21 protein-coding genes are annotated in these 20,566 nt (G+C 60.6%); 8 read left to right on the forward strand and 13 right to left on the reverse strand.

What is annotated here, in order from left to right; genetic code table 11:
• Nucleotides 1–182: 182 nt before the first annotated feature.
• From KDW95_RS15080 to KDW95_RS15095, 4 genes are read right to left on the reverse strand one after another with little or no spacing between them, the layout of a single operon-like run.
• On the reverse strand, nucleotides 183–1,559 hold the full coding sequence (locus KDW95_RS15080; protein WP_255852643.1) for an ATP-binding protein: 1,377 nt from the start codon (nucleotides 1,557–1,559) through the stop codon (nucleotides 183–185).
• Nucleotides 1,559–2,245, reverse strand: coding sequence for a response regulator transcription factor (locus tag KDW95_RS15085; protein ID WP_255852644.1), 687 nt, complete (start codon nucleotides 2,243–2,245; stop codon nucleotides 1,559–1,561). Before KDW95_RS15085 ends, KDW95_RS15080 begins: the two co-directional genes overlap by 1 nt.
• Nucleotides 2,242–2,565 (reverse strand): PepSY domain-containing protein, encoded by a 324-nt coding sequence (locus KDW95_RS15090; protein WP_255852645.1) that lies wholly within the window; start codon nucleotides 2,563–2,565, stop codon nucleotides 2,242–2,244. Before KDW95_RS15090 ends, KDW95_RS15085 begins: the two co-directional genes overlap by 4 nt.
• A 36-nt stretch (nucleotides 2,566–2,601) precedes the next feature.
• Nucleotides 2,602–3,171, reverse strand: a complete 570-nt coding sequence (locus KDW95_RS15095; protein WP_255852646.1) for a glycine zipper 2TM domain-containing protein — start codon at nucleotides 3,169–3,171, stop codon at nucleotides 2,602–2,604.
• Nucleotides 3,172–3,495: 324 nt separating this feature from the next.
• On the opposite strand from KDW95_RS15095, the gene ilvD reads away from it, so the two are divergent.
• The 3 genes from ilvD to bfr all read left to right on the forward strand — a co-directional run bounded on the left by ilvD (nucleotide 3,496) and on the right by bfr (nucleotide 6,637).
• Nucleotides 3,496–5,340: a dihydroxy-acid dehydratase gene (gene ilvD / locus KDW95_RS15100; protein ID WP_255852647.1), complete on the forward strand. Its 1,845-nt coding sequence runs from the start codon at nucleotides 3,496–3,498 to the stop codon at nucleotides 5,338–5,340.
• Nucleotides 5,341–5,848: 508 nt separating this feature from the next.
• Nucleotides 5,849–6,043, forward strand: a complete 195-nt coding sequence (locus KDW95_RS15105; RefSeq protein WP_255852648.1) for a (2Fe-2S)-binding protein — start codon at nucleotides 5,849–5,851, stop codon at nucleotides 6,041–6,043.
• Nucleotides 6,044–6,160: 117 nt separating this feature from the next.
• Nucleotides 6,161–6,637, forward strand: coding sequence for a bacterioferritin (gene bfr / locus KDW95_RS15110; RefSeq protein ID WP_255852649.1), 477 nt, complete (start codon nucleotides 6,161–6,163; stop codon nucleotides 6,635–6,637).
• A gap of 278 nt (nucleotides 6,638–6,915) precedes the next feature.
• Here bfr and KDW95_RS15115 read toward each other — a convergent pair whose 3' ends face one another.
• The 6 genes from KDW95_RS15115 to ectA all read right to left on the reverse strand — a co-directional run bounded on the left by KDW95_RS15115 (nucleotide 6,916) and on the right by ectA (nucleotide 13,075).
• The gene (locus KDW95_RS15115; RefSeq protein ID WP_255852650.1) at nucleotides 6,916–8,160 is read right to left on the reverse strand and encodes an EAL and HDOD domain-containing protein; all 1,245 of its coding nucleotides are present in this window, start codon (nucleotides 8,158–8,160) and stop codon (nucleotides 6,916–6,918) included.
• 201 nt (nucleotides 8,161–8,361) lie between these two features.
• Nucleotides 8,362–9,792: an aspartate kinase gene (locus tag KDW95_RS15120; protein ID WP_255852651.1), complete on the reverse strand. Its 1,431-nt coding sequence runs from the start codon at nucleotides 9,790–9,792 to the stop codon at nucleotides 8,362–8,364.
• Between the two features lie 76 nt (nucleotides 9,793–9,868).
• Nucleotides 9,869–10,783 (reverse strand): ectoine hydroxylase, encoded by a 915-nt coding sequence (gene thpD, locus KDW95_RS15125; RefSeq protein WP_255852652.1) that lies wholly within the window; start codon nucleotides 10,781–10,783, stop codon nucleotides 9,869–9,871.
• A gap of 80 nt (nucleotides 10,784–10,863) precedes the next feature.
• The gene (locus KDW95_RS15130) at nucleotides 10,864–11,259 is read right to left on the reverse strand and encodes an ectoine synthase (protein WP_255852653.1); all 396 of its coding nucleotides are present in this window, start codon (nucleotides 11,257–11,259) and stop codon (nucleotides 10,864–10,866) included.
• Between the two features lie 11 nt (nucleotides 11,260–11,270).
• The gene (ectB, locus tag KDW95_RS15135; protein ID WP_255852654.1) at nucleotides 11,271–12,548 is read right to left on the reverse strand and encodes a diaminobutyrate--2-oxoglutarate transaminase; all 1,278 of its coding nucleotides are present in this window, start codon (nucleotides 12,546–12,548) and stop codon (nucleotides 11,271–11,273) included.
• An 11-nt stretch (nucleotides 12,549–12,559) separates the two neighbouring features.
• Complete coding sequence (ectA, locus tag KDW95_RS15140) at nucleotides 12,560–13,075, reverse strand: diaminobutyrate acetyltransferase (protein WP_255852655.1); 516 nt, start codon at nucleotides 13,073–13,075, stop codon at nucleotides 12,560–12,562.
• 321 nt (nucleotides 13,076–13,396) lie between these two features.
• On the opposite strand from ectA, the gene KDW95_RS15145 reads away from it, so the two are divergent.
• The 3 genes from KDW95_RS15145 to clpB all read left to right on the forward strand — a co-directional run bounded on the left by KDW95_RS15145 (nucleotide 13,397) and on the right by clpB (nucleotide 17,380).
• Complete coding sequence (locus tag KDW95_RS15145) at nucleotides 13,397–13,894, forward strand: MarR family winged helix-turn-helix transcriptional regulator (protein ID WP_255852656.1); 498 nt, start codon at nucleotides 13,397–13,399, stop codon at nucleotides 13,892–13,894.
• Nucleotides 13,895–13,964: 70 nt separating this feature from the next.
• Nucleotides 13,965–14,591, forward strand: a complete 627-nt coding sequence (locus tag KDW95_RS15150) for a M15 family metallopeptidase (RefSeq protein WP_255852657.1) — start codon at nucleotides 13,965–13,967, stop codon at nucleotides 14,589–14,591.
• Nucleotides 14,592–14,809: 218 nt separating this feature from the next.
• Nucleotides 14,810–17,380, forward strand: coding sequence for an ATP-dependent chaperone ClpB (gene clpB / locus KDW95_RS15155; RefSeq protein WP_255852658.1), 2,571 nt, complete (start codon nucleotides 14,810–14,812; stop codon nucleotides 17,378–17,380).
• Nucleotides 17,381–17,729: 349 nt separating this feature from the next.
• On the opposite strand, the gene KDW95_RS15160 is transcribed toward clpB, so the two are convergent.
• On the reverse strand, nucleotides 17,730–17,966 hold the full coding sequence (locus KDW95_RS15160; RefSeq protein ID WP_255852659.1) for a GlsB/YeaQ/YmgE family stress response membrane protein: 237 nt from the start codon (nucleotides 17,964–17,966) through the stop codon (nucleotides 17,730–17,732).
• 105 nt (nucleotides 17,967–18,071) lie between these two features.
• On the opposite strand from KDW95_RS15160, the gene KDW95_RS15165 reads away from it, so the two are divergent.
• Together KDW95_RS15165 and KDW95_RS15170 are read left to right on the forward strand one after the other, a co-directional pair.
• Nucleotides 18,072–18,407, forward strand: coding sequence for a nucleoside-diphosphate sugar epimerase/dehydratase (locus tag KDW95_RS15165; protein ID WP_255852660.1), 336 nt, complete (start codon nucleotides 18,072–18,074; stop codon nucleotides 18,405–18,407).
• 104 nt (nucleotides 18,408–18,511) lie between these two features.
• Nucleotides 18,512–18,841, forward strand: coding sequence for a DOPA 4,5-dioxygenase family protein (locus tag KDW95_RS15170; RefSeq protein ID WP_255852661.1), 330 nt, complete (start codon nucleotides 18,512–18,514; stop codon nucleotides 18,839–18,841).
• A gap of 108 nt (nucleotides 18,842–18,949) precedes the next feature.
• On the opposite strand, the gene KDW95_RS15175 is transcribed toward KDW95_RS15170, so the two are convergent.
• Together KDW95_RS15175 and KDW95_RS15180 are read right to left on the reverse strand one after the other, a co-directional pair.
• Nucleotides 18,950–19,837 carry a carbon-nitrogen hydrolase family protein gene (locus tag KDW95_RS15175; RefSeq protein WP_255852662.1) on the reverse strand — a complete coding sequence of 296 codons (888 nt, stop codon included), beginning with the start codon at nucleotides 19,835–19,837 and terminating at the stop codon, nucleotides 18,950–18,952.
• Nucleotides 19,834–20,448 (reverse strand): GNAT family N-acetyltransferase, encoded by a 615-nt coding sequence (locus KDW95_RS15180; protein ID WP_255852663.1) that lies wholly within the window; start codon nucleotides 20,446–20,448, stop codon nucleotides 19,834–19,836. The genes KDW95_RS15175 and KDW95_RS15180 overlap by 4 nt, the downstream gene beginning before the upstream one ends.
• Nucleotides 20,449–20,566 lie beyond the last annotated feature (118 nt).

The following is a 20,566-nucleotide window of genomic DNA, read 5'->3' on the forward strand; positions in this document are numbered from 1 at the left end:
GCACAGCGAATAGGCGTCATCGGGGCGTGCTTTCTTTGCATACTTTCTTTGCACGAGCAAAGAAAGTATGTCGCCGACAGGCGAAAAACGGACATTCAAACCGCTCCGATACTCCAGCCTGCACAAGCTCCAACAGGGTCACCTTAATCTCATCTCAACGATCGAAGTGGGTCGATGTAAGTCTAGACAGGGACGGCCGGCAGCAGAATGCGGAAACGGGCACCGCCAAGCGGCGACTCGTGGATACTGAGTTCGCCGTTGTAGCTGCTGAGAATATCCACCGCCACCGCCAGACCAATGCCCTGGCCAGGCGCCGACGTATCCAGGCGCTCGCCGCGCTGCAGCACCACATCGCGGCGCTCGGCCGAAACCCCGGCACCATCGTCATCGATATAGACCTGCAGGTTGTCGGCGTCCTGCAGGCCGGCGACGACCCGGACCTGCTGCTCACCGTACTTGCAGGCGTTTTCCAGCAGGTTGCCCAGCAGCTCCATCAGGTCCCGCTCGTCACCGGCAAAGCGCAGCCCCTCGGCCAGTTGCAGGTCGATCCGTACCCCCTTGTCACGGTAAACCTTGAGCAGCGCCTGGGAAATGCGCTGCACCACGGGCGCCACATCCACGCCCGCCGACATCTGCCGCCCCTGGCTTTTTACGGCCCGGGCCAGCTGGTACTGCACAATCTGACCCATGCGCTCGGTCTGATCATTCACGATATGCTGGTATTCCTCGTACGGCAGCGCTTCCTCGGCCAGGCCATGAATCACCGCCAGCGGTGTCTTCAGGCTGTGGGCCAGGTCGCCCAGGGTATTGCGGTAGCGCTCGCGCTGACGCCGTTCGCTGTCGAGCAGCAGGTTGAGGTTTTCCGTGACCGGCTGCACTTCCAGCGGATAGTCCCCCTCGAGCTGGCGGGCATCGCCGCTTTCGATGCGCTTGAGATCCAGCGCCAGCGCATCCAGCGGCTTGAGACTCCAGCGCAGGATCACGTACTGCACCAGCAGTGCCAGTACAAACAGCAGGCTGAGCCAGCTCACCAGCTGGTTGCGATAGGCCCGCAACTCAGTTTGCAACGGCAGGTCGGTTTCCAGCACGTTGATCAGGTACTGGTGCTCCTGGCCTGCGCTTTCCCAGACCACCGGGTACTGGTAGAGATAGAGGCCGTGTTCGGGCAGGTGGGTAAAGAGCACGTCACCGGGCGTCAGCGGGGTATCGTGCAATGCCAGCAACAGGGCGGCTGGCAACAGCATGCTGGACTCGGAGCGCCATTGCAGCGCGCCGCTGCGACTCTCGATCACCCCGTAAAGGCCCGACTCAACCTGCCCAAAACGCGGCTCGCGCAATGCCTGGGGAATGCTGAGCCGGCCGGCCTGAAACTCGGCCGCCCCAAGCAGCAGATAAACCTGCAGCTTGAGGCGTTCACGTTCGGCGGTTTCGAGGCTGTGCAGAAAGGCGTTTTGCAGCGCAAACCAGGCGCTGAAAAACACCACCGGCAGCAGGCTGCATGAGAAAACCAGCAGGCGCGCCCGTAGCGAGCGCACCCGGGGACGAAGCAATCGCCGCATCAGGCCTCGGTCACCGGCGCCAGGTCAAAGCGGTACCCCAGCCCGCGCACCGTCGTGATAGGCTGCAGCGTCTGGTCCGGGTCCAGCTTCTGGCGCAGGCGGCGAATAAACACCTCCAGCACATTACTGTCGCGGTCAAAGTCCTGGTGATACAGGTGCTCGGTCAGCTCGGTCTTGGAGATGGTTTTGCCGGCATTCAGGATCAGGTATTCCAGCGTGCGGAACTCGTAGCTGGTGAGCTTCACCGGCCGCTCATCCAGCGTCACCACCCGGCCCGAGGTATCCAGCGCGATAGGACCAAAACGCAACACCGGCGTGGCATGGCCAGCGGCCCGTCGTACCAGCGCATTCAGGCGCGCCATCAGCTCTTCCATGTGGAACGGCTTGACCAGGTAGTCATCGGCACCGGCCTCCAGCCCCTCGACCTTGTCCTGCCAGTCGCCCCGGGCGGTCAGAATCAGCACCGGGAACATCTTCTGTTCGGCACGCCAGCGACGGATGACCTCGACGCCGGACAGCTTGGGCAGCCCCAGGTCCACCACCGCCAGGTCATAGGGGTATTCCGTCCCCATGTAGGCGGCATCCTCACCGTCGGCACTTTCTTCCACGGTATAGCCGCGACTCTCCAGCGCCGTTTTCAGCTGGCGGCGCAAATCCTTGTCATCTTCGACGATCAGTACTTTCATCCGTCGTTTCCCCTGGCATTGATTATCTGACCCGACTGGGCATCCACCAGCACATCCCGCACCCGCCCGGCATTGACCAGGCGGATTCGGTAGGCCGGGCGCCCCTGAAACTCGATTTCGGTCGCCTTGACGACCTGGCCCTTGTATCGGCTACGAACCAGTTCGACCGCCTGCTGCACACTGAAGCCCCGTTCCGCCACCTGCAGTAACTGGGGTCTTGCACTGTTCTGGGCCTGAGAAAGGGGAGCCAGACTCAGCATCAGCACGCATACCATCAAACTGATACCCGGCAGCCGCCGGAGACTAAAGGTTCGCAACATCAGGGTCCGCTCCTCGTTCTATTCTTTTCCGGCCCTTCAGCCATGCCAGTGCGCAGGTTTGACATCCACCTTGACGCGAATTCGCTTGCCCGGGTGTTCCGCAGTCCGGGTGTGGTAGACCCGGCCTTTGTAACGGTATTTGACGCGGTATCCGGTGACGGCTTCATGATACTCCAGATCGGGTTTTACGGCACAACGGCGCTCAAGCACGGTTTCGTAACGCGACTGATGACGCCCCGCCAGCTGGTGCCCCAGCGTCGCCCCGACGGCAACGCCGACGGCCGTCCCCACCTGGTTGTGATGACGACCGTGACTCAACTCGTGGCCAACCACACCACCGATAACACCGCCCACCACGGCACCACCTATCGCATTGCCGCGATGATAACCGTCGGCCCGTACCCGGACTTCCTCGTTCCAGCAGACTTCGCGTTCAACCCGAATCCGCTCGCGCTGGATAATGGGATCGACGTCCACCACCTTGGCGTAATCATAGCGACCATGATGGCGGGATTCACGCCAGTCATCATGGTCCTGGGAGCCGGCCTGGGCCATGGGCGCCAGCAGCCAGATGGCGATTAATCCTGTGCATAGAATGCGTGACATAGCTGCCTCCTCAGGTCTCAGGAATGCTTCACTCTGGCACCCACTTTAGTCACCGACTGCTGAATCCGGCATTAACTCGCAGCGGGCCTGCGGCAAGGTTCGAGGATCGAGGTCCAAGGCCCAAGGTTCAAGGTTCAAGGTTCAAGGTTCGGGGTTCGGGGTTCGGGGTTCGGGGTTCGGGGTTCGAGGTTCGAGGTTCGAGGTCCAAGGTTCATCAAGGGAGCAGTACTGCTCCCTGCGGGGCTTCTGTTATACTCGCGCTTTCCCCATACAGGTGTGTCGCCAGCCGTGCTGGCGCGCCGCAGCAGCCGAGGACACAAGGTCATGCCGCAATATCGTTCCAAGACCTCGACAGCCGGTCGCAACATGGCCGGCGCACGCGCGCTCTGGCGCGCAACCGGAATGACTGACGAGGATTTCCACAAGCCGATCATCGCCATCGCCAACTCCTTTACCCAGTTCGTACCCGGCCACGTCCACCTCAAGGACATGGGCCAGCTGGTCGCCCGCGAAATCGAGAAGGCTGGCGGCGTCGCCAAGGAATTCAACACCATCGCGGTCGATGACGGCATCGCCATGGGGCATGACGGCATGCTGTATTCGCTGCCAAGCCGCGACATCATCGCCGACTCCGTGGAATACATGGTCAACGCCCACTGCGCCGATGCGCTGGTGTGCATTTCCAACTGTGACAAGATCACCCCGGGAATGCTGATGGCCGCCATGCGCCTCAACATTCCGGTCGTTTTCGTGTCCGGCGGCCCGATGGAAGCCGGCAAGACCAAGCTGTCCGAGAACAAGCTGGACCTGGTCGATGCCATGGTTATCGCCGCCGATGACAGCGCCTCCGACGAAAAAGTGGCCGAATACGAAAGATCCGCCTGCCCGACCTGCGGTTCCTGCTCCGGCATGTTCACCGCCAACTCCATGAACTGCCTGACCGAAGCCCTGGGCCTGTCCCTGCCGGGCAACGGTACCGTTCTGGCCACCCATGCCGACCGTGAAGAACTGTTCCTTGAAGCCGGCCGCACCATCGTTAAACTGGCCAAGCGCTACTACGAACAGGACGACGAAAGTGCCCTGCCGCGCAGCATCGGCAATTTCAAGGCGTTCGAGAACGCCATGACGCTGGACATCGCCATGGGCGGTTCCACCAACACCATCCTGCACCTGCTGGCCATCGCCCTGGAAGCCGAAGTCGACTTCACCCTCAAGGACATCGATCGCCTGTCCCACGTGGTGCCCCAGCTGTGCAAGGTGGCGCCAAACACGCCCAAGTACCACGTCGAGGACGTGCACCGCGCCGGCGGCATCATGGCCATCCTGGGTGAACTGGACCGCGCCGGCAAGCTGCACAGCGACATCCCGACGGTCCACAGCAGCAGCATGAAGGCCGCCCTGGACAAGTGGGATATCATGCGCAACCCGTCCCCGGCCGTGGTGGAGTTCTTCAAGGCCGGTCCCGCCGGCATCCCGACCCAGACGGCCTTCAGCCAGGCAACCCGCTGGCCCACCCTGGACGGCGACCGCGAAAACGGCTGCATTCGCTCCATTGAACACGCCTTCTCACTGGAGGGCGGCCTGGCCGTGCTGTACGGCAACATCGCCGAAGACGGCTGCGTGGTGAAAACCGCCGGTGTCGACGACGAGAACCTGGTGTTTGAAGGCCCGGCCCATATCACCGAGTCCCAGGACGAGGCCGTGCGCCATATTCTGGAAGACCGGGTCAAGCCCGGCCACGTCGTGATCGTGCGCTACGAAGGCCCCAAGGGCGGCCCCGGCATGCAGGAAATGCTCTATCCCACGTCCTACCTCAAGTCCAAGGGGCTGGGCAAGTCCTGCGCCCTGCTGACCGATGGTCGCTTCTCCGGCGGCACCTCCGGCCTGTCCATCGGCCACGTCTCGCCTGAAGCCGGTGCCGGCGGCGCCATTGGCCTGGTGGAAAGCGGCGACATCATCCGCATTGATATCCCCAACCGCACCATCGACGTAAAACTGTCCATGGAAGAGCTGTCCCATCGCCGCGCGGCCATGGACAAGAAAGGCAAGGATGGCTGGAAGCCGGCAGAACCGCGTCCGCGCAAGGTATCTGCCGCCCTCAAGGCCTACGCCCTGCTGGCCACCAGCGCTGACAAGGGCGCGGTACGCGACCTCACCAAGCTGGACTAAGTCTGGCGCAGCGGCAACGACAAAAGGCAGCTTCGGCTGCCTTTTGCGTAGAGCAGGGGCAAGGGACAAGGTTCAAGGTACAAGGTACAAGGGAGAAAAGGTACCTACGAATTCCAGAGACCAGGTAGGTTGTAGGCCCGAAGGGACGTAACCCAACAATGAACCACAGATTGATGGGTTGCGCTGCGCTCCACCGCATCCTACGAGGCTTTGCCCTTGCCTTGGCTTTACCTTCTCCCTTGCACCTGCTTTATAACCTCGAAACTCGCCTGGGGGCTCCTTTCTACGAACTGCCCTTCGCTCCCTTTCACCTTGAACCTTGCCCCTTGAACCCTGCACCTTTACCAATGACGAATGACAACTTACGAAAAACTATCTAAAACCCAAAACAAATAGCCAAAAAATATCAAATATCTTTCAAGTTCAGCCGGAAATAAGTCCTTGCCAAGAAACGCGATGATAACTATTATCATTACCATTCCGTATCAAGACACTAACGGGTCGAGCCATGAAAGTCTGTATTTGCAAGAATATCAGCGACCGCCAGATTCGCGATGCCCTCGATCAGGGCGCCCGCACGCTGCGTGACGTGTACCGCGAGCTGGGTGTCGGTTCGGAATGCGGCAAGTGCGTCTGCGCTACCCGCCAGATCATCGCCAACCACCCCTTTGCTCACCTCGCCGAAGAAGTTATCGCGGCCTGAATCCCTGCCTGCGATAAGCGCCAGGCAGCCGTCGGAAACCCGCTTCCCGATCGGCTTTGACAGACCGCCCCCCGCCTTCAATACTGTTTGCTGTTCACCCAACGCGGAGACAGTGGCATGAAAGGCGACAAGAAAGTTCTCGAACATCTCAACAAGGCTCTGTACAACGAGCTGGTTGCCATCAATCAGTACTTCCTGCATTCGCGCATGTGGAAAGACTGGGGCCTGAAAGCCCTGGCCGATCACGAATACCACGAATCCATTGATGAGATGAAACACGCCGACCGGCTGATCGAACGCATCCTGTTTCTGGAAGGCCTGCCCAATCTGCAAAACCTCGGCAAACTGCGCATCGGTGAAGACACCCAGGAAATGCTGGAGTGCGACCTGGCCCTGGAGCTGGACGCCCTGCCGGATCTGCGCGAAGGCATCAAGTACTGCGAGAAGGTACAGGATTACACCAGCCGAGAACTGCTGGAAGACATACTCGAGTCGGAAGAAGAACACATCGACTATCTGGAGACCCAGCTGGAACTGATCAACAAGGTCGGTTTGCAGAATTATCTGCAATCCCAGATGGAAAGCGCCAGCTAGGGGGAAAGCAGCTGTCAGCTTAGAGCTATCAGCTTTCAGCACGCCTAGCCCTGGAATGACCGCCATGGATGGAGAAAATCCTGAAAACGCAGGAGCGGTTTTCAGGGGAGTTTGCGAATTCCGGAAAATGAGCCCCAAGCGGGTTTCGAGGCGCTTAGAGCTTTCAGCCGTTAACTTAAAGCTGTGAGCATACGGCTGAAAGCTGCCTGTTTACCAATTACGACTCACCAGTCACCTTTCACACCTTGTACCTTTCAGCTTTCACCTTTTTCCAGGACCTAGTCTTCAGACATCGCCTGCATTACCGTTTGCGCCCATAGCAGGCTGTGACGGTAGGCCACCTCGTAAAAGGACGGCTCCACGAACTTCTTCAGAGCCGCGAAATCACCCTGTTCGTATACCTCGACATCCTGCAGCACCTCGCCCAGCCCGCCTGTGCGGGTCAGTAGCGCGACCTTGATCTCCTGCTGCAGCGGCACCTGCTCCATCAGTTCGGCCATCTCGATATCCAGCAGCACATCCAGCTTGGACAGCAAACCAACAACAAAATAGTTTAGCGTATTGGTCCGCCCCATCAGCTCGGCCAACAGCTCGCACATGCGACCGCGCACCAGCATGTTGCGGGTCAGCTCATCGGGCTTGCCAGGTTCGGCACTGGCCAGAAACAGGGTGACCCAGCGGCGGATCTGGTCCAGCCCCAGCAGGGTAATGGCATGGGAAAGGGACTCGATCTCCCGGCGCAAACTGAAAGCTGCCGAGTTCACCACCCGCAGGATCTTGTAGGTCAACGCAGCGTCATTGACCGCGATCTGTTCCAGCGCCGCCGCCGTGGTATCCGGGTTCTGCAATTCAGCCAGCAGCTGCAGCAGAATAACCTTGTTGCCAACGATCTTCTTGCCGCGCACCGGAACCGGCATGCTCAGAAAATAGCCCTGGTAGAGCGAGAAGCCCATTTCAAGGCACTGCCGAAACTGCTCCTTGTTCTCGACCTTGTCTGCCAGCAACTCCAGATGGTGAGGTTTGAGCTTGCGGATAATGTCCGGCAGCTCCTTTAGCCCCAGCTTGAGAATATCGAGCTTGAGGACATGCACGATGGACAACAGCGGGTCGAATTTCGGATTGCTCGGATCATAATCCGCCAGCACCAGGCGATAGCCCACACGGGCCAGCTGCTTCAGGCGCTCCAGCAGCTCAGGCGTGACCTCGGTGTGACCGAGCAGCTCCAGCGCAAACTGCTCCTTGGGAAGCTCGGGAAAGTTGGCATTCATCAGCACCTTGTCGGTGAGCTTGAGATAACAGGGCAGAGTACGAATCTCGCCACCGCTACAGACGCTGGCATAGGAATTGGTGATAACCGCCAGGGTCGCCGCGTCATCGGTAATAGAGCGATCCACTTCACCGGACTGGCTGCGGAACAGCAGCTCATAGGCAACCACGTCCTGGTTCTTGGTATAAATGGGCTGGCGCGCCAGTAGCACGGGCAACTGTTCTGTGTCGTTCAGGGATTTAAGCGCTGCGCTCACGACTCGGCTCTCCATGTTTCACAGTCGATCTTGTAAAAATTGTCTCAATAATGACACTAAGCAGCGGCAAAATCGAATCCAGCCTGCCCCCGTGACCGCGGCCGCCGGGCAGCGGCCACAAAAACGCAAAAACCCGGACACAATGCCCGGGTTTTCCATGCCATTCCCTTGCCCTTTCAAGCGCTTGCCAGGCAAGCCATCTCAGGCGGCCGAGATCACATCCGCGTAACCTTCACGCTCCACCAGCGCGCTGTGCAGTACGGCCACGCTCTGGGCGTAGTCATCTTCCTTGACCACACACTGCATCTGCACCTGGCGAATCGACTGATGTACCGCCTGCACGCTGATGCCGGCATCCGCCATGGCCGACATCATGCGCGCCAGCATGCCCTTGACCTTGAGGTCCGAGCCGATGGCCGAGACGATGGCCACGTTGTGCACCGTCACCTCGGCATCGGTGTAGCGCTCCTCCACCAGGCGGGCGGCACGGTTGACCATCTTGCGCGAACCGGACACGTAATAGGTGATGCTGTTGGCATCCGAGTCCTTGTTCACCACGTAGAGCTTGAGCTGTTTGAGCAGGCGCGTCAGCTCCATGTCGTAGGCCACATCGCCGAGCATCTCCTGATCGAACACCTCCAGCCCGAAGACATCCTTGCGTCCGGCGACGATTTCAACGCAGGGACGGTCACTGACGTAGGACTGACTGATCAGGGTGCCATCGTGCTCGGGCTCGAAGGCGTTCTTGATACGCAGCTCGACACCGGCGCGACGCAGGGACTTGGCCGCCTTGGGATGGATGGCCTCCATGCCCAGGTTCGACAGCTGGTCAGCCACGTCGTAGTTGGTGCGCCCGATGGTCACCACCTTATCGGTGCCGACCAGCATCGGATCGGCACTGCTAAGGTGGTATTCCTTGTGAATAATGGCTTCGCGGGCCGAGGTCACGGTGGCGATTTCAGCGAAGGTAATCTCGCTGTAGCCCCGGTCATAGGTATTCATCAGCCCGGCCGCACAATGGGTGTAGCCGGTGGCCACCGCCAGCTCCGTGGACGGATCAATATTCTCGAAGCCACTGCGCACCATGTCTTCAAATGCCATGGGGGCTTCCTGGTGCCAGCCGGTCAGGTCGACCATGCGGGCGTTAACCCCACGGCTGCGCAGCGCCAGCACCGTATTGTGCGCGCTATGCGCCTCGCCAATGGCGGCCAGCATTTCGCGCACCTTCATCAGGTGCTCATCGAGCTGAAAGTGACCATAGGTGCAGAGTCGCTGCAGGCTTTGCATGCAGTCGCGGGCATCCTTGATGCGCTCCTCGACAAAGTGATCGGCGGCGCTGCGCTCGTAGTCGCCATCGAACAGCTCGGCGTTCTTCTGCACCATGCGAGCGCGCACGCTTTCCAGCGCTTCCAGCCAGGCGTCCTCACTGTGGGCGTCGGCAAAGCGGGCATAGACCCCGGGCTCGCCGGTCTTCTTGTGCTCCAGCAGCAGGTTGGTCATGCCGGCGTAGGCCGAGACAACAAAGATGCGGTTGTAAAGCTCAGCGCCACTGCGCTCGCCCAGCAGGATATTGTCCATGACTTCGTCAAAGCGACTCATGGACGTACCACCGATTTTTTCTACCGTATGCATAGTGATATGGAAATTCCCTTGTAATTTGGCGTGGTCGCACCCGGTACCACCACGTGAAAAGAAGGCCGGCCGCGGGTCAGGCGTATTCGCGCGCCACTATGTTCAGCGGCTCGGCAGGGCCACGCTCGGCAACAAAGGCCGGCCGTGGCGGCTGCGCGCAAAAGGGTGCCTGCAGTCGGTTGTCGATGTGGTTGAACACATAGAACAGGTTGCTGCGCGGTGCCGGCGTGATGTTGCTGTTGGAGCCATGCAGCGTATTGCAGTCGAAGAACACCACGGACCCGGCCGGGCCGGTGGCGGTATCGATACCGAAACGCCCGATGATGCGACTCAGGCTGGCGTCATCCGGCACGCCCACCTGCTGGCGGCGCAACGAGTACTGGTAGTGATTTTCCGGTGTTTCCCCCACGCAGCCGATGAAATGGCGGTGAGAGCCGGGCACCAGCATCAGTGGGCCGTTATTGCTGTCGTTGTCGGTCAGCAGGACCGAGCAGCTCAGTGCACGCATGCGTGGCATGCCATCTTCCACGTGCCAGGTTTCGAAATCCGAGTGCCAGTAGAACTCGCGACCGGCAAAACCGGGCTTGAGGTTCATGCGCGATTGGTGCACGTAGACATCGCCACCCAGAATAAAGCGCGCCACACCGGCGATGCGCTCCTCACAGGCCAGTTGCGCAAAGAGCCCGTCGTGGCGGTGAATCTCGAACAGGGAGCGCAAGGCGCCACTGTGCAGCTCGCGAATGGCCTCGTCCGACGCCAGCACCTCGGGGTCCGAACGCAGACGTTCAAGCTCCGCCTGCATGGCCGCCACTTCCGCCGCAGAAAAGAGTTCGGGAATCACCAGGTAACCGTCGCGCTCGTATTGGGCAATCAGCTCAGGCGCTATCGGCGCCGCGGCCAGGTCCTGCTGATACAGCACAGGGTCCTGGCGCTCCAGCCACAGGGGCTCAGCCTGCTGACGGGACGGGTACAGATCTTCACGCGAACTCATGGATTCTCCGGCAGATGAAAAAAGACAGGGGTAAATCATAGTCGCCCGGGGCCTGCAGAGCCCCGGACCTTGACTGCCAATCAGGCAACGGCATCCGCTTCCAGCGGATAGACACCGTTTTCGTCATGCACTTCCAGCCCGTTGAGCGGCGGGTTGAACACACAGGCCAGCTTGAGTTCGGATGATGCGCGCAGCAGGTGCTCGTCGTGCTGATCCAGGTTGTATAGCGTGCCCGGACGAATCGGATAAACCTTGCCATCGGCCAGGGTCTCGATTTCGCCTTCGCCACTGATGCAGTACACCGACTCGAAATGGTTCTGGTACCAGATATGGGTCTCGGTGCCGGCGTAAATGGTCGTGATATGGAAGGAATACCCCATGTTGTCCTGCTTGAGCAGCATGCGGGTGCTTTCCCAGTTCTCGGAGACAACGCGGCGTTCGCTCTGTTCGGCTTCCTGCAATGTACGTACGATCATCGGTGTCCTCCTCAGGATGCTGCGGTTTCGATCTGTTCAGCCATGGCGCCGGCAAAGGCACCTTCCAGAATATCCAGCGCGCTGTTGAGCTGCTCATCGGTGATGGTCAGCGGGCACAGACACTTGACCACCTGGCTGTGGGCACCGCTGGTTTCGATCACCAGGTTGCGGGCAAAGGCCCGGCTGCAGACGCTGGCGGCCAGGTCGCCATCCGGGCACTCGATACCGATCATCAGGCCGCGGCCCTTGACGCGCAGAGAATTGGGCCCCTGGCGCTGGACGATGGACTGCAGGCGCTCACGCACCAGCTTCGCCTTGCGCTGTACCTCCTGGGCAAAACGCGTGTCGCTCCAGAAGCTTTCAATCGCGGCGGTTGCCGTGATAAAGGCATGGTTGTTGCCACGGAAGGTGCCGTTGTGCTCACCCGGCTCCCACTGATCGAGTTCCTTGCGCAGCACCAGCACCGCCAGCGGCAGACCGTAACCGCTGAGAGACTTGGACAGCGTGACCATATCGGGCTTGATGCCCATCTCTTCAAAGCTGAAGAAGGACCCCGTACGACCGCAGCCGGCCTGGATATCATCCACGATCAGCAGCATGTCATGCTTGCGGCACAGACGCTCCAGCCGGCGCATCCAGTCGGCGGACGCCACATTGAGGCCACCCTCGCCCTGCACGGTTTCCACGATCACCGCAGCAGGATGATCGATGCCGCTGCTCGGATCGCTCAGCAGCTTGTCCATGTAGGCCAGGGTGTTCATCTTGTCACCCATGTAGCCGTCGAACGGCATGCGGGTGACATCACCCAGGGTCACGCCGGCTGCACCACGGTGGTGCTGGTTGCCGGTGCAGGCCAGGGCGCCGGTGGTCACGCCGTGAAAGCCGTTGGTAAAGCTGATGATGTTGCGACGCCCCTTCACCTTGCGGGCCAGTTTCAGCGCCGCCTCGACCGAGTTGGAGCCGGTCGGGCCCGTGAACTGAACGACACAGTCGCCCATGCCGCGCGGCTCAAGAATGATGCGCTTGAACACTTCCAGGAAGCTTTCCTTGGCATCGGTGTGCATGTCCAGGCCATGGGTCAGGCCATCGGACTCGATGTACTTGATCAGCGCCTGCTTCAGTACGGGGTTGTTGTGGCCGTAGTTCAGGGTGCCAGCGCCGGCGAGAAAGTCGATGTAGCGCTCGTCGTCACGCCCAACCAGCTCGGCGCCCTTGGCCTGTTTGAAGACCACCGGGAATGAACGGCAGTAGCTGCGAATGGCGGATTCGTTCTGTTCGAAAATATTCATAAATTCTCCTGTTAAGCCTGTGAAGGGATCGGCAGTGCGAAGGGGCCGGCGCGGTACAGCATTTCGTCATCATGCTGACCGGCAAAGTGGGCCTCGCGGGAAAACAGCAGCTGCCGTTCCCAGGGGGCATCGAGCAGTCCAAAAACCTTGCGGAACAGGGCTTCTGACGCATCGTTGCCGGGTGAAATCGTGGTTTCTATATGCCGCACACCCTGGGGTGCGAGGCGGCGGACCAGCGCCAGCAGCATGCGGCTGCCCAGCCCCAGCCCGCGGGCGCTTGCATCAACCGCTACCTGCCAGACAAAGAGGGTGTCTTCACGCCCTGGCGGGCGGTAGCCGGAAATGAATCCCAGCAGCTGTCCGTCTGGCCCCTGTGCAGCGATGGCCGTATCGGCAAAATCAGTGCACTGCAGCAGGTTGCAATAAACGGAATTGGTATCCAGAGGAGCACAGCGGGAGATCAACTGGTGGAGCCCGTGACCATCAAGGTCGCTGGGCTTGCGAAACTTTATTAAATCAGAATCCATAGGGTAAATAACTTTTCGTATTACGATGCTTTTTATTATAAAACATATCCAACATAGAACATCAACCGCCAATAGCGACTAAAAAGTAGTCAAATACAGAAAGTTACAGTATGATGTCGCGCAATCTGACCTGGAAAAATAAATAGCAACACGAAATGTTTTTATTGATCACTTAGTCAAACACGCAAATAAGTACATAGCATTACGATAAAGTTAACCGCGTCGACGTCCTCCCCGTGCACGGCAGTCGTTGCTTTATTGCCGACTAGGCCGTAAAAAGACGGCAACAGTCCAACCTCAGCAAAGCAGCGCCCGAGCCCCATGAGCAAAAGCCAGTCCGCCCTTGTCCTGATCCGCCAGATCATTCGTGCGACCGACCTGCACGACAAGCAACTCAGCCGGGTGAGCGGGCTCACCCTGCCACAACTGCTGACCATGCAGACGCTGCGCGAAGGCGGCTCCATGACCATTGGCCTGCTGGCCCGGGAAATGAACCTGGCCCAGGCCACGGTCACCAGCATTCTGGACCGGCTGGAAAAGAAACAGCTGGTTGAGCGTCTGCGCGACAGCCATGACAAGCGCAAGGTGTGGGCCTGCCTGTCCGAGACAGGCACCCGCCTGCTGGCGGATTCCCCCACCTCCCTGCAGGACCTGTTTATCGGCAAGTTCGAAGCCATGGAAGAATGGGAGCAGTCGATGGTGATCACCTCGCTGGAGCGCGTCGCCGGGATCATCAACGCCCTGGATATAGATGCAGCGCCGGTGTTCGATATCGGCGACCTGGCGCGCTCGTCCATCGACGGTGACAAGCACGACTGAGCCCTGGCCACCAGCCAGAGCACCAGCCAGAGCCTTGACTACAGCAGCCAGCCCCCACAAGGAAGCCAGAGTGAGCGCAGCCCACCCCTTTGTCGACCTGCAGCATGAAATACCCGGCCTGCTGCTGGATATGAAATACCACGGCGACGACAACTTCATGGGCACCCCGGTCGACGGTTACGAGGCCCAAAGGGCCTGGCTCACCGAGCCTGCAGCCCAGGCACTCGTCGGTGTACAGCGCGCCCTGGCGCGCTTTGACCTGGGGCTGAAAATCTTTGATGCCTACCGCCCCCAGCGGGCCGTGGATCATTTTCTGCGCTGGTGCGACAGCCCCTGCGACGCCGCGCTCAAGACCCGCTATTACCCCAGCCTGGAAAAGGCCGAACTCTTCAGCGAAGGCTACCTGAGCAAAAGCTCCAGCCATTGCCGCGGCAGCACCGTCGATCTGACCATCGTATCGCTCAATAACGGCGAGGATCGCCCCACTGAACTGGATATGGGCACCATATTCGACTTTTTCGGCCCCCAATCCTGGCTCGACTGCGACAGCATCAGCCCCCAGGCCCGCGCCAACCGCCTGCTGCTGCAGCAGCTGATGACAGCCGCGGGCTTTATCCCCTTTCACCACGAGTGGTGGCACTTCACCCTGCGTGACGAACCCTACCCCCATACGGCCTTCGATATTCCAATCCGGTAAGCCCTAAGCCGTAAGCTGACAGCTTTAAGCTTACGGCTTACGGCTTACGGCTTACGACTGACAGCTCCGCCCCTTTTACCTTGCCCCTTGCCCCTGCTTTTCCCTTGCCCCTTTTACCTTGCCCCTTGCCCCTGCTCTTTCCCTTGCCCCTTGAAGCGCTGTGGCTTTGCCTCCATATACTGAGCCATACCCGGCTGATTCCGATTCCAGGAGGCTCCATGCGACCCGACAAATTCACCTCCAAGCTGCAGGAAGCCCTGTCCGACGCCCAATCCCTCGCCGTCGGTCGGGACCACAACATGATGGAACCGCTGCACCTGCTGGCGGCCTTCATCGAGCAGACGGACGGCTCGATTCGACCGCTGCTGTCCCGCGCCGGCGCCAACCTGCAAACGCTGACACAGAAACTCGGCGAAGCCCTGGAGCGCCTGCCCCAGGTACAGAACCCGGACGGTGAAATTCGCCTGTCGCAGAACATGGCACGCCTGTTCAACCTCACGGACAAGCTGGCCCAGCAACGTGGCGACCAGTACATCGCCAGCGAACTGATGCTGCTGGCCATGTTCGATGACAAGGGCGACGTCGGCAAACTGCTGCGCGCCGCCGGCATCAGCAAACCCAAACTGGAAGAGGCGATCAATCAGATGCGCGGTGGCGAAAGCGTGCAGGACCCCAATGCCGAGGAATCACGCCAGGCGCTGGACAAATACTGTATCGACCTGACCGAGCGGGCCGAGTCCGGCAAGCTGGACCCGGTGATCGGCCGCGACGAGGAAATCCGCCGCACCATCCAGGTACTGCAGCGCCGCACCAAGAACAACCCTGTACTCATCGGCGAGCCCGGCGTCGGCAAGACCGCCATCGCCGAGGGCCTGGCCCAGCGTATCGTTAACGGTGAAGTGCCCGAAGGCCTGAAGCACAAGCGGGTACTGTCGCTGGACATGGGCGCGCTGATCGCCGGTGCCAAGTTTCGCGGCGAGTTTGAAGAACGTCTCAAGGCACTGCTCAACGAGCTGGCCAAGCAGGAAGGCCAGATCATCCTGTTTATCGACGAACTGCACACCATGGTGGGCGCCGGCAAGGGCGAGGGCGCCATGGATGCCGGCAACATGCTCAAGCCCGCCCTGGCCCGCGGCGAGCTGCACTGCGTCGGCGCCACCACCCTGAACGAATACCGCCAGTACGTTGAAAAGGACGCAGCCCTTGAGCGCCGCTTCCAGAAAATCATCGTCGATGAGCCCAGCGAAGAAGACACCATCGCCATCCTGCGCGGGCTGAAAGAGCGCTACGAAATCCACCACGGCGTCGACATCACCGACTCGGCCATTATCGCCGCGGCGCGCCTGAGCCAGCGCTACATCACCGACCGCCAGCTGCCCGACAAGGCCATCGACCTGATCGACGAAGCGGGCTCGCGCATCCGCATGGAAATGGACTCCAAGCCCGAAGACATGGACCGGCTGGAACGGCGCCTCATCCAGCTGAAAATGGAACGCGAAGCCCTGAAGAAAGAAACCGACGAGGCATCGCGCAAGCGCCTGGAAGAACTGGTACAGAATATTTCCAAGCTGGAGCGGGAATACGCCGACTTCGAGGAAGTCTGGAAGGCCGAGAAGGCCACGCTGCAGGGCTCCCAGCATATCAAGGAGAAGCTCGACCAGGCCCGGGTGGAAATGGAGCAAGCCAAGCGCGCCGGCGACCTGACTCGCATGTCCGAGCTGCAGTACGGCCAGATTCCCGAGCTTGAAAAACAAATCGCCGCCGCCGACCAGCAGGAACCCAGGGAAGCCACCCTGCTGCGCAACAAGGTGACCGAGGAAGAGGTGGCCGAAGTGGTCTCGCGCTGGACCGGTATCCCCATCAGCAAGATGCTTGAAGGCGAGCGGGAAAAACTGCTGCGCATGGAAGAGGCGCTGCACCAGCGCGTCATCGGCCAGAACGAAGCGGTCGTGGCGGTGGCCAATGCGGTGCGCCGCTCCCGTGCAGGCCTCTCCGACCCCAACCGGCCCAACGGCAGCTTCCTGTTCCTGGGCCCCACCGGCGTCGGCAAGACCGAGCTTTGCAAAACCCTGGCCAACTTCCTGTTCGATACCGATGACGCCATGGTGCGCATCGACATGTCGGAATTCATGGAAAAACACTCCGTGGCCCGACTGATCGGCGCACCTCCGGGCTACGTCGGCTACGAGGAAGGCGGCTACCTGACCGAAGCGGTGCGGCGCAAACCCTACTCGGTCCTGCTGCTCGATGAAGTCGAAAAGGCGCACCCGGATGTGTTCAACATCCTGCTGCAGGTGCTGGAAGACGGCCGCCTGACCGACGGCCAGGGGCGCACGGTGGATTTTCGCAATACCATCGTGGTGATGACCTCGAACCTGGGCTCAGACCTGATCCAGAACTTCAGTGACGATGACGACTACAGCCTGATGCAGGCCGCCGTGATGGAGTCCGTCAGTGCGCACTTTCGCCCCGAAGTCATCAACCGCATCGACGAGGTGGTGGTGTTCCACAGCCTGCGCCGCGAGCAGGTGGCCGGCATCGCCGAGGTTCAGCTCGAACGGCTGCGCAAGCGCCTGGCCGAACGGGACCTCACCCTCACGCTGACCGGCACCGCCATGGACAAGCTGGTCGAAGTGGGCTTCGAACCCGTCTACGGCGCGCGCCCCCTGAAACGGGCGATCCAGCGCTGGATCGAAAACCCGCTGGCCCAGGAAATCCTCGCCGGCACCTACCCGCCGGGCCACGCAATCGCCGTGGATGTGGAAGCCGGCGAGTTCAGCTTTCGCTAGACGCGACCAGAGGTGAAAAGGGGGAAAGGGTGAAGGGGCAAGCTGAAGGGTGAAGGGGCACAGACCGCTGCCCCTTCCTTGTGATTCGTGACTCGTGATTCGTGATTCGTGATTCGTGATTAGTGATTAACAATGCTAGCAGCCTGAAGCTGTCAGCTTACGGCTTACGGCTTACGGCTTACGGCTTACGGCTTACGGCTTACGGCTTACGATTCACGATTCACGAATTACGAATAACCAATTACCAATTACCAATTACCAATTACCAATTACAAATTCCGATTCACTAATTACGATTCACGAAGCCCGCTCTCCCTTGCTCCTTGAACCTTCCCCCTTGCCCCTGCTTTTACCGCAGCAGGCGGGCGCCGTAGAGCAGGATCACCGCGCCCAGGGTGGCGGTGATAATCGAGCCGACAAAGCCGCCGCTGCGTACCCCCAGAAAATCGAACAGCAGGCCACCCACCACGGCGCCAACGATACCCAGCACCATGTTACCCAGCAGCCCGAAGCCGCGCCCCTTCATCAGGGTGCCGGCCAGCCAGCCGGCAATGGCACCAATCAGTAGAAAAATCAGAATACCCATCTGGTCACTCCCTGTAGAATTCAGCCATCAGTATACACAGCTGTCGCGGGGACAGGCTGCAGGCTTTAGCATGACCCATGCTTACCGCAGAAAAGGAACGACGCCATGAATGCGCCCATTCAGGGCTGGCGACGATTACTGGCACGGCTGCGACCCCAAAGAACCCGCAGCCTGATCATGCTGGGCATCGATACCGGCTGTCACCGCTGGCACACCGCTCTAAACGAGGGCACAGGGTACCGGGTCCGTGCCTTTATCGACGACGAACCCTGGAACCACCGCACCCGGATAGGTGATGCACCGGTGCACTACCCCAGCGAGGTGCTGGCGCTGGCACTGAAACACCGAGTCTGCGCCCTGGTTGAGGTTCAGGACAACGCCAGGCCGGCATCGACACAGCACTGCTCAGCGAGCTCGAACGACGGCGAATACCGCTGCTGACCCTGCCGGCACAGTTGCCCCAGGACCCAACAGCCGCGCTGCACCGGATGTTGACGCAAAGAGCACCCGGGCCAAACTGATCACAACGCCACAGAGGACACCCCATGACCCCGGCCAGCGCCTTTCACGCCCATGTCTACTTCGATGCCCAGACACAACAGCAGGCCACCGAGCTGTGCCAGCAGGCCGGTTCCGCCCTGGGACTGCGGGTGGGCCGGATACACTGCAAGAACGTCGGGCCCCACCCGCGCTGGAGCTGCCAGCTGTCCGACCGCATCGACAACTTGGGCAGCACCCTCGCCTGGCTGGCCCAGCATCGAAACGGCCTGACCGTTTTCTGCCACCTGGTGACCGATAACGATCTCAGGGATCACACCGACCACGCCATCTGGATGGGGGAAATGCTCCCGCTGGACCTGAGCATCTTTCAGTAGCAGACGGCACCCAGAACTTCGGCGCATCCATCCAAACTCGCCTGGCTGGCCCAGCTGGATGGGGGAAATGCTCCCGCTGGAGCTGAGTATTTTTCAGTAGGTGCTCGGTCAAATGAGTTCGGCGCGCCCGTCCAGCTGCTCGCACCAGTCGCGCCGAGTGAACACCTGGCCGCGCAGGCGCACATCGTGCAGGGCGGCGAAATCCAGTTCGCACAGCAGCCAGCGGGATTGCTCCACCGTTTCGCTCTCGCTCTGGGCCAGCACGCCGTCATCAGGCAAGCCGTAATCTGGCGGCAGGTAGAGTGCCGCCCGGCCGGTATTGATATCCAGCGCCGGTGACCAGGGCGCCAGCCCCGCGGTGGGCGCCTGCAGCACCGCCACCTGCCCTTCCAGCGCCCGCGCCTGGCAGCCGATGCGCACGCGGTGAAAGCCCGCACGGGTATCGGTACAGCTCGGCGCCAGAATCAGATCGACCCCCGCCTCGGTCAGGGTACGCCCAAGCAGCGGGAACTCGCTGTCGTAACAGATCAGGATGCCGATACGGGCAAAGGGCGTCTCAAATACCCGCAGGCCGGAGCCCGCGCCAATCAGCCACTGCTCGCGCTCGAAACGGGTCATGATCAGCTTGTCCTGGTGCCCGGCGAGGCCATCAGGACCGAACAGCCAGCAGCGGTTGCGGTAAATGCCATCATCATCCAGCACCGCCACCGACCCCGGACACAACCAGATGCCATGTTCCTTCGCCAGCGACTCGCACAGCGCCAGCCAGCGCGGGATCAGCGGCTGCAGCTGAGCAATGGATGCCTGCAGATCGCTGCGCACCTCCGCCGGCAACTGGCCACTGAGCGCCATGCCGGCGTATTCGGGCAACAGCAGCAGGCGGGCGCCCTGCTGCACCGCATCGGCCACCAGCGCGCGCAGATGGGATTCGTAGCTTTGCCAATCCGGCAGCAACTCGATGGCGTACTGGCAGGCCGCCAGGGTTATTCGACTCATGACAGCTCCCGTAACCAGAATGACAGCGGTTTAAGCGATTCCGCCTCATCGCCGATATCCTTCCAGCTCAATTGGGTACGCAGCTGCGGCACATGGCGATAGCCACGCTTGTGCCAGAAATCATTCAGCGGCACATAGTCCGCCGGACGCTGCGGATGATCCGCGCTGCGCTCCACCGCACAAAAGGCACATACTCTAAGCCCCAGGCTGGCGGCATGGCGCTCGCGCTCGGCAAAAAAGCGCACGCCCAGCCCCCGGCCCCGATATTCCGGCAGCAAGACCGACTCCCCGAAATAAAAAATCTCGTCGATGTTGTGTCCCGCCTCGACAAAGGGACCTTTGAACGCCTCGGCTTCGTCCGCCAAGGGGACTCCGGTGGCCACACCCACTACCTGGTCGCCATCCAGCGCCAGCACAAACAGGCTGCGGGGCGAATCCGAGTAACGGCTGATATAGTCGCGCTCGTACGCCAGGTCACCGTCATACAGATACGGAAAGGCGCGAAACACGCTGATGCGCAGCCGCGCCAAGTCCGCCACATAGGGCCCTATATCGGCACCGCGAATGACCCGGATCTGCACAGGCTCCGCCTGCGTGGATATGCTTTGCATCTATTGACTCCCCCTTCGCCAGGCTCGAATTCTCCAGCGAGGCACCATAACATAACGCCACAGGCGCGCCTGACTCCGAGCGACATTCGTCAAGCTGGAGCAGTCGACCTGGAGCTGT

Source organism: Marinobacterium rhizophilum (assembly GCF_024397915.1).
In the GTDB taxonomy this organism is placed as follows: Bacteria; Pseudomonadota; Gammaproteobacteria; order Pseudomonadales; family Balneatricaceae; genus Marinobacterium_A; species Marinobacterium_A rhizophilum_A.